7 protein-coding genes and 1 pseudogene are annotated in these 12,994 nt (G+C 49.8%); 4 read left to right on the top strand and 4 right to left on the bottom strand.

Annotation, left to right across the window (positions count from 1 at the left end):
• Positions 1 to 7: 7 nt before the first annotated feature.
• Both DPQ25_RS12730 and DPQ25_RS12735 read right to left on the bottom strand, forming a co-directional pair.
• Positions 8 to 901 carry a glycerophosphodiester phosphodiesterase family protein gene (locus DPQ25_RS12730; RefSeq protein WP_112333557.1) on the bottom strand — a complete coding sequence of 298 codons (894 nt, stop codon included), beginning with the start codon at positions 899 to 901 and terminating at the stop codon, positions 8 to 10.
• Between the two features lie 124 nt (positions 902 to 1,025).
• Positions 1,026 to 2,516 carry a glycosyl hydrolase family 28 protein gene (locus DPQ25_RS12735; RefSeq protein WP_112333558.1) on the bottom strand — a complete coding sequence of 497 codons (1,491 nt, stop codon included), beginning with the start codon at positions 2,514 to 2,516 and terminating at the stop codon, positions 1,026 to 1,028.
• Between the two features lie 183 nt (positions 2,517 to 2,699).
• On the opposite strand from DPQ25_RS12735, the gene DPQ25_RS12740 reads away from it, so the two are divergent.
• Positions 2,700 to 4,361, top strand: coding sequence for a GH25 family lysozyme (locus DPQ25_RS12740; protein ID WP_112333559.1), 1,662 nt, complete (start codon positions 2,700 to 2,702; stop codon positions 4,359 to 4,361).
• Here DPQ25_RS12740 and DPQ25_RS14545 read toward each other — a convergent pair.
• Both DPQ25_RS14545 and DPQ25_RS12745 read right to left on the bottom strand, forming a co-directional pair.
• Positions 4,319 to 4,693, bottom strand: coding sequence for a hypothetical protein (locus DPQ25_RS14545; RefSeq protein ID WP_146740567.1), 375 nt, complete (start codon positions 4,691 to 4,693; stop codon positions 4,319 to 4,321). The two genes, DPQ25_RS12740 and DPQ25_RS14545, sit on opposite strands and share 43 nt — an antisense overlap.
• A 379-nt stretch (positions 4,694 to 5,072) precedes the next feature.
• Positions 5,073 to 7,754: a cation-translocating P-type ATPase gene (locus tag DPQ25_RS12745; RefSeq protein ID WP_112333560.1), complete on the bottom strand. Its 2,682-nt coding sequence runs from the start codon at positions 7,752 to 7,754 to the stop codon at positions 5,073 to 5,075.
• Positions 7,755 to 8,425: 671 nt separating this feature from the next.
• Here DPQ25_RS12745 and DPQ25_RS12750 point away from each other — a divergent pair.
• The 3 genes and pseudogenes from DPQ25_RS12750 to DPQ25_RS12760 all read left to right on the top strand — a co-directional run bounded on the left by DPQ25_RS12750 (position 8,426) and on the right by DPQ25_RS12760 (position 12,675).
• Positions 8,426 to 9,042 (top strand): annotated as a pseudogene (locus tag DPQ25_RS12750) (TetR/AcrR family transcriptional regulator).
• A gap of 87 nt (positions 9,043 to 9,129) precedes the next feature.
• Entirely contained in the window at positions 9,130 to 10,932 is a 1,803-nt protein-coding gene (locus DPQ25_RS12755; RefSeq protein ID WP_112333561.1) for an ABC transporter ATP-binding protein, read from the top strand.
• Positions 10,933 to 12,675, top strand: coding sequence for an ABC transporter ATP-binding protein (locus DPQ25_RS12760; protein WP_112333562.1), 1,743 nt, complete (start codon positions 10,933 to 10,935; stop codon positions 12,673 to 12,675).
• Positions 12,676 to 12,994 lie beyond the last annotated feature (319 nt).

The following is a 12,994-nucleotide window of genomic DNA, read 5'->3' on the forward strand; positions in this document are numbered from 1 at the left end:
AGCAGCCTTACTCCTGGTTACCTGAATGATCCAATGGGTCCGGCTGCGTTTCCAGAACATCTTCGTTCAATTCCTTTTTGGGGTCGAAGGCCTCAAAAATAATCAGGCCGCGCGCATCCTTAATCAGCTGCGCCTGCTCCGGTGAGCGGACAGTCCAGCTTACCTCCGTCACATTGTAGATGAGCCTGCAAAGCTGAAACGCATGCATCTCCCGGTGTTTAATATCCATCGCGATAAAATCGGGCGCTGTCAAAAAATTTGTAAGCAGGTTCTCCTGCAAAAATCCCAGAACCGGGTGCGGTGTTTTTTGGCCTGTGTATTTGGTGATTAAATGGCCGCGAACCGTGTCCGGCCGTTTCCTGCGAAACCAAAATACGGCTCTTGGATCAAAGGACTCGATACAGGCCGCCCCCTTATATTTGTCCAGTACAGCGGCCACCTTCGCGCAAAGCATATTGACATTGCCGCCACAGGTCTTAATCTCGACAATCAGCGGAGTTTTGCCGGCGAAAATGTCCAGAACCTCCTGCAAAGCCGGGATGCTCTCCTCTGTCCCCTGAAGCCGGTATTGCTTAAGCTCTTCCATAGTTAAATCACAAACGTTCACCTCTACGCCGCACATTCTCTTCAAGCTTTCATCGTGAATAACCGCAAGCTCGCCGTCTTTTGTTAAATGAACATCGAGCTCGGCCCCGTAGCCGCAATCAACCGCGCGCTGGAAAGCGGCAAGAGAGTTCTCCGGTATTTTCGCCTGCTCGTCATGGTAGCCCCGGTGCGCGTAATCCCAAATACGAAAAACTGTCATATCCGGCTTATGAAACACACGCGGCATGAGAACAAAAAGAAAAATAATAATTAAAAACAGCAGAATATAAAAAGGTACTGCAACGATCCATCCCATTTTTTGAACCTCCGTCCGGTTGGTTATGAAATTTTTACCATGCTATGTTCTCTATCATAGCACTCCGGGGCAAATAGTTCAATGTGTTTCAAACGGATCCCTACTAAAATAAGTATCAGAAAAATTATTTCAGCTGAATATTCTCCGTAAAGGCACCGTCCTGAATATTCGCCGTTTCCCACGCCTTAATTGCCTTGCCGTTTAAAAAAAGGCCCTCAATGGTAATATTCCGGGATTTATGCTGCTCATCAAAGCCACTGAATAATGAAGGCGGCATTTGCGAGGCCGTTACCTGAATATCTTGAAAATGTATGTCATGATTTTGGCCGCGCCGGATGGCATCCGCGGAATATTCCGCGTGATAAAATACACTGGCACTCATTAAAAACGGCAGATACCCATCCCCCGGTTTATCCTGATAGCTTTGATCCTCCGCGGTCTGGAGGACGGGTGTAGGATTGTCGCCATCACATTCTACCCGGATGTCCTTGTAATAAATATCATGAATATCGGCGTAATCAACATTCTGAATATCCAAAGCCTTATGAGTCGCATGAATGACGTCACAATTCTGGAAGGTAACATTGCAGATTTCCTCTGCACGTGTTTCCGCCCCGATTTCCAATGCAATTCCCCAGTCGCACCACAGGACACAATCCTCTACCAAGACCTGTTCAAAGCGGGATTGCCTTTTTGAAAGTACCTCAAGCGCATCTTCATCTTGTGTATAGTCAAATCCCTTTACACAAATACAATCATCAAAAGTACGCACAAAGCAATGACGGATGGCAATATCGTAGCAATTATGCATGTCGATTCCATCACTGTTGTAGCGCCAGTTACCGACGATTTTAACATCGACAATCCGGAGCCCTTCGCAACAGACCGGACGGATATTATACACCTGTGAATCCCGTATGGTAATTCCATCAATCAGAACATCCTTGCAATATTCAAGCTGTACAGTATGGGTACGAACCGCATTATCAACGGCATAATCCCGGTTAGCAGGCTCCACCTCAAATAATATAGTTTCTTTGTTTTCACTGCAGTCCAAAATCCCTCTCCCCAAAATCCGGATATGGTCCGCATGCCGTGCATAGACTCTGCTATGAACAACCGCTCCCTCTGCGATATACAGCGTTTGATTGGTTTTCAGTTCAATAAGTCCTGGCCGGTGAACACCGGGGCCAAAATATAGGATGTCCGGTGCGGCCTGTGACACGAAATAATCTCTCGGCTCCTCGGCAAACAAATGGACAACCTGACGGCAGCTACCCAAATCTACGGTATAAAAGCCAGGGCCATCTAAGTGAAACGACACTTTATTTCCCTGCAATTTCGCGGAAACTTTTTTGGACAGCGGGCGGACTACCGCCTGCTGAAGCAGGTTCTCGCCTGTAAGCGTAACGTCAACAGGCCCGTCAATGGTAAAGGATGCAAAAGCAATCAGCTCACTTTGCTCAATCGGCCGCTGATGTCCAGGCCAACGCCGATTGAATGGAATCGCCGAAACACGCGCTTCATGCAGTGGAATTTTTACCCCCTCTACCTCTAGCATATATTCCTTTCGCTCCTCTTCACCCACCGGAAACGGAACAAATGATACAGCCATCAATTAACTCCTCCCAAAACATCTATTTATGTACGGCTGTATTTTATCCCATTTCCCAACAAATTACAACACCCTCAATAGGTTCATTTCAGATTTAAAAATGTCCTGTACAATCCAGATGAAATTTGTTATAATGAAAGATAAACTACTGTATGATTATCAATCTGTAAAGGAGAGCTTGATATGGGAAGAAAAATGCTGTCAATCCGAGCCATAAAGGCGGTCGCCGGATGTTTAGCCGGTATTCTGCTCACGCTTCCAATGGCGGGCTTGAGCAGCTTGAGCTCATCTGCGGAAGAAACCTTTTCCACCGTTTTTTCCGGCGTCGTTTTATCCCATGAAAGCTCAGCGCCTTCCAGTACCCCTTCTTCCTCTGACGCGAGCTCCGATATTGCCTCCGCTGAAAGTGTTTTGTCTACTTCAGAGGCCTCTTCTGCGCCGGCAGAAAACGACTATAAAAAAATTGAAATAAAATCCGAAACCCAGGTGGCCGGAAAAAACAGCGCCACAGCACAAAAAGAAGACCCCATGAACCATAAAAACAATATGGGCTCCGGCGGCGTCAACGATGATTCCAACCGGCAGCCTGAGGGTTCGTCCCCTTCTTCAGGCTCATCCTCTTCTTCTTCCTCTTCCGTTCCCCTGCCGCCGTCTCCTTCAGAGGAAGAAGACGGCACGCTCTCCCCGCTCCCTCCACAGGAAATTATAAGCACCAGGCTGGTGTATGGCATCGATATTTCCTATTATAACCGGGTGACAAACTGGAAGGCCGTCAAAGATTCCGGCATCGAATTTGTTATGATCCGTGTGGGCTACCGTGGATACGGCACCGGGGTGCTTGTTCTGGACGACCAGTTCGAAAACAACATCAAAGGTGCAAAAGCCGCCGGCTTAAAAGTAGGCGCTTACTTTTTTTCACAGGCGCTAAATGAAGCGGAGGCCCGGGAAGAGGCCGCCTTTATGCTGAAATACCTGAGCAAGTACAGCCTTGATTTTCCCGTGGCCTATGATATGGAAAATTTTGACCCCAACTACCGAACCTATTCCCTGAATGGCAACCGGACGCAAATCACAAATAATGCCATCGCTTTTTGCGAGGTGGTTAAAAACGCGGGCTACACCCCTATGGTTTACTACGGCAGCGGCAACCTTAACAATTTTGATACTAATCTGCTGAGCAGCCGTTATAAAATTTGGTTTGCGCGGTACCCCAGCTACTGGGACGAAAACACAAAGCTCAATTACAACGGCCATTATGACATCTGGCAATACACCTCTGAAGGCTCCGTCCCCGGTATAGCCGGAAACGTAGATAAAAATGTGATGTATGTTGACACGGTTACTTACCGTTATTACCTAACCTATCACGCCAACGGCGGCGTCAACGCGCCCGTGCATTCAACTGCCTATGATAAGGGCGCCTCCGTGTCTGTCGCAGGGCCCGGTTCTATGAGCCGCGAAGGCTACACCTTTACCGGGTGGAATACAAAGCCGGATGGCAGCGGGACAAAATATGCCGCCGGTTCAACCTACACCAACATTACCGGCAGCGTCATTTTATATGCCCAATGGCAAAAATTAGAGCAGGTTGGCATTCTGTATGATGCTAACGGGGGCCAAAATGCCCCTGTCGACGCCAAACACTATTATGCCGGCGGCAGCGTGCCGGTGCTCGATGCCGGCAATATGAACCGGGAGGGCTATGTTTTTACCGGATGGAACACAAAGCCGGATGGCAGCGGATCCTCTTATGCGCCGGGCAGCAATATTCAAGGTATGAAAACTTCCCTTACGCTCTATGCTCAATGGAAGAAGATGGCTTCTTCCGGCGGGCAGCCCGAATGAGGCCGCACAAACAGCCCGTGGAGCAGCAACACGCTGAACTGCTGTAAAATCGGCTGCCCTCGGTTGGTTTTGAATGCATACTTCGCACGATTTGTAATGCGGCAAAGAATACTATAAAATTTAGAAAAGGGATATTCCAATCGTATGGATGGAATATCCCTTTTTCTAATTTGTTCGGCATGCCTGCCGGCCATGCTTTGTGTTACATAGCATATCGGGAATTGGTAACCGAATGGAACCGTTCGAAAAAGAATAAAAATACCACCCTGTTTATGTTGAAAAGCTATGTAATATATATTAGCCTGCACCCTTAACGATATTGCCGCATTCATAAAAGAAATTCCAACCGATAAAAGCATAGAATAGCTTCACAATCAGCTAGGATTAAATCTCGCCCTTTCTTTTCAAATATTATTATGGCCGTGAAACAAGCCGGCAAGCAATAAACAGGCGGTATGCTGCCTTCTCTGGGAGCATACCGCCTGTTTTGTTGTCTGATGTTTCCAGCACACGGCTTTACAAATCAAAGCGTGGTGCGTATGCAACTACCGGCATTGTTGTAACAATATTGCCGTCATATGGAATTTAGAGCGGCAAAAAAGGATTTGCAGCCATGTGACAGGGGGCTAACCGCATTTCTCGGCGCTTTCCCCTAATTGACCTCCCGCAAACCGGGCAGCGTTTTCAATAGCAGCGCATGAAATATATCGTTCATTTTAACCGTTGACCAAAGCGGCTGGGTTTATTATAAATCCACCTCACAAGTTTTACAATTTCTACTTGAATAATAGAAAGCAAGGCTAATCCAAGCGTAATTAGCCATTGCACACCATTTAGCCGGGTAAGTTGAAAGGCCCCCCTCAAAGCTGGGACAAACAAAATGCACGCCATTAACAGGGCTGAAGCCACAAAAGAAATAATAAGCCACGGGTTTACTCCTTCAGCCCGTACCCAAACAGGTTCCGTATTAGAACGCTGATTGAAAGCGCGCAGCATTTGTGAGAACGCAAGCACGCAGAACGCCATCGTCTGTCCTGCCGCATGCCCTCCTGACTCTGCGCCTATCCAGTATGCGCAGGCTGTCATAGCCGCCACAAAAACACCTTGTACAACAACACGCTGTATCAGAGCTTTTTCAAATAAAGTGCCCGATTTTACCGGCTGATGCTTCATCACGTTTTTTCCGGCCGGGTCAACCCCCAGTGCCAGTGCAGGCAACGTAGCCGTAGCGAGGTTTACCCACAAAATGTGAACCGCCAGCAGCGGCGCCTCCCAGTTGAACAGTGTGGCTACAAACAACGTTAAAATCTCCGCAATATTGCCTACCAGAAGAAACTGTATGACCTTTTGGATATTTCGGTAAACGCGGCGGCCCTCTTTGATGGCATAAGCAATCGTGGTAAAGCTATCGTCTAATAAAATCATGTCCGATGCGTCTTTTGCTACGTCCGTTCCGGCAACACCCATAGCTACGCCAATATCCGCCGCCTTTAATGCAGGGGAATCATTTACACCGTCACCGGTCATAGCGGTAACCTCGCCAGCACGCTTCAGGCTTTGGATAATTCTTAGCTTGTCGGCCGGTGATACACGGGCAAAAACAGTAATGCTCTTAACGGCCTTGTCGAGTTCATTATCCCTCATACCATCAAGTTCGTCGCCGGAAATTACAGTGTCGCCATCTTGGTAGATTTCCAGTTCTTTTGCAATGGCAAGCGCCGTTATTTTATGGTCGCCGGTAATCATAACCGTGCGGATGCCAGCCCGGCGGCAAGTGCGTACAGCTTCGGCTACTTCCCGGCGCGGTGGGTCTATCATGCCTGCTACACCGATAAAGGTTAGGCCAAGCTCTACATTTTCATCATCTTCTACCGGAAGAGCCGCCAAGGAGCGCATGGCAAACCCGAGTACGCGCAACGCGCTTTCCGACATGGAAAGACAAAGACCTGCAATATGGCTTTTGTCAGATTCCGTAATAGGCCGCACCCCGTTTGGGGTCAAAATATGTGTACAAAGCGGAAGCATTTCATCTACCGCACCCTTTGTATAGGCAGTCAGGCAATTGCCGATTCGGTGAACCGTTGTCATGCGTTTTCTGTCTGAATCGAATGGTTGTTCAAATAAACGGGGGTGTTCATCTTCCAAGCGTTCATGGTCAATGCCAAATGCCTGCGCCATATAAATCAGCGCGCCCTCTGTAGGGTCGCCAATTACTTCTCCCTTCCTGTCCGGGTCAAGGCTTGCATCATTACAAAGAGCGGCGGCATAAACTAGTTCTTGATATACACTCGAGCGCTCCTGCACGGCCTCCTCAACCGAAATGCTTTTCCCGGCTTCAAAACCGCCGTTGACTGCAATATGGGTCACGGTCATTTTGTTCAGTGTAAGAGTACCGGTTTTATCGGAACAAATAACCGTGGCGCTCCCCAGGGTTTCTACAGCAGGCAGTTTTCGGATCAATGCATTTTTCTTTGCCATACGTTGCACGCCTAACGCCATCACAATTGTAGCTGTTGCAGGCAACCCTTCCGGGATAATGGAAATTGCCAGAGAAATCGCAACAAGAAGCTGCGGGATAAGGGGGCGCTGGTATAATGCGCCAATTGCAAAAATCAAAACACAAACAATGAGCCCTATTCCTGTAAGGGTTTTGCCAACCGCATCCAGCTTCCGTTTAAGCGGAGTATCCATATCGTCTTGATTATCCAGCATACCGGCAATATTTCCCACCTCTGTGTTCATGCCGGTTGCAACCACAACGCCTGCCGCACGGCCATAAGTTACAATAGCGGAGGTATATGCCATATTGCAGCGGTCACCAAGCGCACAATCCTCTGGTAAAATAGCCGCCGCTTCCTTTTCCGACGGAACAGATTCACCCGTTAAGGAAGCCTCCTGTACCTTTAAATTTGCAGACTCAATTAACCGCAAATCAGCCGGAACCATATCCCCATCACTCAGCATTACAATATCGCCTGTGACCAACTCTCTGGCCGGGATGATGCTTTCCTCACCCTGACGCAGTACGCGGGCCGTGGGGGCGCTCATATTGCGCAGAGCCTCCAGTGAAGATTGTGCTTTTTTCTCCTGTACAATACCGATAATCGCGTTAACAATAACGATAATAAAAATTACCGCCGCTTCCGTCCATTCCTGCAAAACAGCAGAAAATACAGCCGCCCCTATTAGAATGAGTACCATCGGGTCAACAATCTGTGCTTTCAGCATTTGCAAAACCGTCTTCGGCGGTTTGGCGCGCAGTTCATTGCGCCCGTTCTTTCTAAGCCTTTCAAGCGCCTCGGCATCGCTCAATCCATCCTCAGAGGTCTGTAAAATATTATAAACCTCTGTAAGTTGCTGAGCGTACCAAGGCCTTTGTTTGTGATTATCCATATCGGATAAACCACTCCTTTCTAAATTAAAAAATAATATATTCCGACCGCCTTTCAGCGGTAGCCGGCAAAAGAGAAACATAAAAAGACATAGCCCGCTGTCTAATGGTTAGACGCAGGTTATGCCTCCTATATAAAACGTATTCAATAATTTACGGTAAGTGTTACTTCGGTCAGCGTCGCTACTGTCGGCGTCGTCCACGATTTAGGTTCAATCTCCTTTTTCAAATGTATTTGTGGATGATTATACGGGATAGCCATCCATCTGTCAATAGTTTTCTTAAAAATGATGCACACTGCATTTCCTCCGGGTATTGATTCTCTCATAGATGTGGGCGGGCATATTCCCGCCCCTATAATTTATACGCCCTTTGGTGCACATAGATTCCGGAATATGACCTATATTTCTTTCGGTGTGCCGCTATTCCCTTTCAGTGTCTTCTCAGCTGCCGTTTGTCAAAGCCAAAGCGCCATGCATATAGGGCTTTTTTAGTTAGCAGGCGGTTTATTTAATTTTCAGCGGGCCGCCTCTTCCCCAGTCTATTGCCGGAACTATTTTCTCTCGTCGATAACTTGCGGCAGCCTCTCAAAATAGTACGAAACCCTCTTGACAGGATGAACGGGTTGGTGTAATATAACATCGTTATATTACACTGTTATATGGAGGCTGCTATGCAGGAAGATTCACCGGGCACACTGGAGAAAATTGAACAGGCAGCATTGGAAGAGTTTTCTGAAAAAGGTTTTCTCGGGGCTTCTCTGCGGCAGATTGTAAAGCAAGCCGGTGTGACCACCGGCGCCTTTTACGGCTATTTTTCCAGCAAGGAGGCCCTGTTTGCCGCTATCGTAAACCGCACGCACGCGCTTTAATGGGCCGGTTTATGAAAGCACAGCGTTCTTTTGCCGAGCTGCCTGCAAATGAAAAGCCGGAGCATGTAGCGGTGGAATCGGGCTCCTATCTTCATTGGATGGTTGAGTACATCTGCCATCATCGGGCGCCAGTAAAACTGCTGTTGTGTCGGGCAGAAGGCACCGGTTATGAAAATTTTATTCACGACATGGTAGAGGTCGAGGTAGAGTCCACACTGCAATACATACAGGTGCTTCGCTGCCTGGGACGAAGCGTACCGGAGCTGGACCGTCAATTGTGCCACATTCTTGCCAGCGGGATGTTTAATGCCATCTTTGAAGTGGTCATCCATAACCTGCCCTACGAGCAGGCGATGCGTTATGTAAACCAGCTGCGAGATTTTTATACCGCTGGCTGGTTAAAACTGATGACCCCGTGATTCATATGGAGCTAAGGAGGACGAGGTTCTTGTTTTTTTGATTGTTAGTTAGTTCAAGCTAACTAAATATATAAGGAGGTTCCTGCAATGAAAAAAAAGAAAAAAAGCGACCTGGCAACCCTGCTTGGGTATGCGGGTGGTCACAAAGGCTTGACCTTTCTGGGGCTAGTCTTGTCAGCGGTAGCCATGCTGTTAAGTATGGCGCCATATATCTGCATCTGGCTGGCAGCCAGGGACTTAATCGCTGTAGCACCGGAGTGGACTCAGGCACAAAACGTCACCCGGTATGGCTGGCTGGCCTTTGCCTTTGCAGTTGGCGGCATTGTGATATACTTTGCCGGCCTAATGTGTACTCATCTGGCAGCATTCCGCACGGCGTCCAACATCCGCAAGCAAGGTGTTGCCCATGTAATGAAGGCTCCATTGGGGTTCTTTGACTCCAACGCCTCTGGATTGATTCGCGGCCGCTTGGACGCAGCGGCGGCTGATACCGAGACGCTACTTGCCCACAATTTAGCGGATATTGTCGGCACGGTCGTCCTGTTTGTAGCCATGCTGGTGCTGATGTTCGTTTTTGACTGGCGGATGGGCGCCGCCTGCCTGCTGGCGGCGGTGATTTCAGTTATTGCCATGTTTTCTATGATGGGCGGCAAAAACGCCAAGCTAATGGCGGAATACCAGGCTGCCCAGGACCGTATGACCAAGGCGGGCACCGAGTATGTCCGTGGTATTCCTGTGGTAAAGATTTTCCAGCAGACGGTCTCTTCCTTCAAGGCATTCCAGCAAGCTATTGAAGATTACAGCAATAAATCTGAATATTATCAGGACAAAGTGTGCCGGGTCCCCCAGTCTATCAACCTGACCTTTACTGAGGGCGCTTTTGTCTTTCTCGTACCAATGGCGCTGTTCCTGGCGCCCGGTGCTTTGTCCGGCGGTGATTTTGCCGGGTTTGTCACTAACTTTGCTTTCTACGCAGTGTTTTCGGCTATCGTCTCTACTGCGCTGGCTAGGATTATGTTCGCTTCCGCCGGTATAATGCTGGCCGGTACTGCTTTAGGCCGCATCAACCAGGTGATGGGCGCCCCTACGTTAAAGGAGCCCGCTCATCCGCAGCGCCCCAAGGGAAACCGGGTAGAATTTAAGGATGTAAGCTTTACCTATGACGGCGCAGAAACCGCCGCGCTCTCTCATGTCTCTTTCACGGCAGAACCGGGACAGACCGTAGCGCTCGTAGGGCCTTCCGGAGGCGGCAAGACTACTGCAGCCAGCTTGATTCCCCGGTTTTGGGATGCGACCTCAGGCACTGTGAAAGTTGGCGGTGTAGATGTCCGCCAAGTAGAGCCCCATGTGCTTATGGAGCAGGTAGCTTTTGTGTTCCAAAACAACCGCCTGTTCAAAGCATCTATTTTGGAAAATGTGCGGGCTGCCCGTCCGGACGCCACACGGGAACAAGTACAGGCAGCGCTCACGGCTGCCCAATGCGATGATATTTTGGAAAAGTTGCCAAATGGTATTGATACCCAAATTGGTTCCGAGGGGACCTATCTCTCTGGCGGCGAACAGCAGCGCATTGCACTGGCACGGGCTATTTTGAAGGACGCCCCCATCGTGGTGCTGGATGAAGCAACCGCCTTTGCCGACCCCGAGAACGAAGCGCTAATTCAAAAAGCCTTCGCCACACTGACCAGGGGCCGCACCGTCATTATGATTGCACACCGGCTTTCTACCGTAGTGGGAGCGGATAAGATTCTTGTCCTGGACGAGGGAAACATTGTTGAGCAGGGTACCCATGCGCAACTCACCGCCGCGGGCGGACTGTACGCCCGGATGTGGGCCGACTATAACCAGGCGGTCCAGTGGAAGATCACCGGTGAAAAGGAGGCGGAGTAAATGTTCAGCAAAAAGTTTCAGAGAAAATATGCCCTGACCGACCAGGGAATTCGCAACACCAAAAAGGGTGCCTTCTGGACAGTTATCGTCAATCTGGTCGTAATGGGCGGCATCAGCATCCTGTACCTGATGATGTCCGGTTTTATGGAAACGCTGACAGACGGAACGCCGCTGCCCAGCGTGGCGCTTCCGATCGGGCTGGCGCTCATATTTGTTGTCTTGTCTCTCGTGACCCACCTACAGCAATACAGAGCCACCTATGGTCTGGTGTACAATGAAGTCAAAACCACACGCCTCAGTCTGGCGGAACGGCTGCGCAAGCTGCCCCTGGGCTACTTTGGCAAACGAGATCTGGCCGACCTCACTGAAACCATTATGGGAGACGTCAACCGTATGGAGCATGTCTGGTCCCATGTACTTGGGTATCTTTACGGCTCTTACATCTCCACGGCCCTCATCGCAATTTGTCTGTTGGCGTACGACTGGCGGCTCGCCATTGCCTGCCTGTGGGGAGTGCCGGTAGCTTTCGGGCTTTTATTCGGCAGCCGAAAAATTACCAGCCGCAGCGCCGAACGGACAAAACAGGCAGCGCTCGCCGTCTCGGACAGCATTCAGGAAGCCCTGGAAAATGTGCGGGAAATCCGCGCTACCAACCAAGAGGATCGGTATTTGGAAGGGCTAAACCGTAAAATAGATGAACATGAACGGATTATGATCCGCGGCGAACTGGGTACCGGGCTTTTTGTCAATGCCGCCAGCGTTATTATGCGTTTGGGCGTGGCAACCACTATCCTTGTGGGGGCCAACCTGATTCTTTCCGGTAGCATTGATTTTATGCTGTTGTTTTTGTTCCTGCTGGTCATCACCCGCGTCTATGCGCCTTTTGACCAGAGCCTGGCGCTCATCGCCGAGATGTTTGTCTCCCAGGTATCGGCGGACCGTATGATGGAAATCCAAGATACCCCCACTGCGGAGGGTACAGAAACCTTTAATCCGAAGGGGCATGACATCGTATTCGATCATGTGGGCTTTGCCTATGATAAGAAGGACGTCCTACGCGACGTGAGCTTTACCGCAAAAGAGGGCGAGATTACCGCGCTGGTAGGGCCCTCCGGCTCCGGTAAAAGCACCTGTGCCCGCCTGGCCGCAAGGCTGTGGGATGTCACCAGAGGCGCTGTTCGGGTAGGCGGTGTAGACATCTCCACCGTGGATCCAGAGATGCTGCTGACAGATTACTCCATGGTCTTCCAAGATGTAATGCTGTTTGATGATACGGTAATGGAAAACATCCGCCTTGGTAAGCACGGCGCTACAGACGAGGAGGTGCTCGCTGCAGCGAAAGCCGCCAACTGCGACGAATTTGTCCGCAAGCTGCCCAAAGGCTACGGCACGCCCATCGGAGAGAATGGTACGAAGCTCTCAGGCGGAGAGCGGCAGCGGATCTCCATCGCCCGGGCGCTTTTAAAGGATGCCCCTATTGTATTGCTCGATGAAGCGACCGCAAGCCTGGATGTGGAAAATGAAACCAAAGTGCAGGAGGCGCTCTCCCGCTTGCTGGCAGGTAAAACCATATTAGTGATCGCCCACCGGATGCGCACCGTGGAAGCGGCTGATAAAATTGTAGTCCTTGCCGGCGGCAAGGTAGCAGAGGAAGGCTCCCCGGCGGAGCTGATGTCCAGAGGCGGGCTCTACCGCCGCATGGTGGAACTACAGCAGCAAAGCGCACGGTGGAGCCTGGAATAAAGCGGATCTCATATTTGCAAAACAGCTTGGAAGGAGCCGGTCGGGTCCTTTCCGTAAAATGGCTATATGCAATAAACAAAGAGACGGGGCCTATAATCGGGCAACCCCGTCTCTTACCTATATGCTCCCTGTTTTTTCAGTCCTGGAGTTACTGCTGGACGGTAATGAAGCCTTTATAGCTGCCCCGCATTTTCCCAGCCGTTCCCAATTAAACTGGCGAATAAAGAGCTCCTAGACAACGGCTAAAAAATAACAAGCAAAATACGCAGTTCCTCTGGGCCCGCAGCCTAGTGGTAAAATCTTGTTGCCGCGAATCATT

This window comes from Hydrogeniiclostridium mannosilyticum, assembly GCF_003268275.1.
Lineage (GTDB): Bacteria > Bacillota > Clostridia > Oscillospirales > Acutalibacteraceae > Hydrogeniiclostridium > Hydrogeniiclostridium mannosilyticum.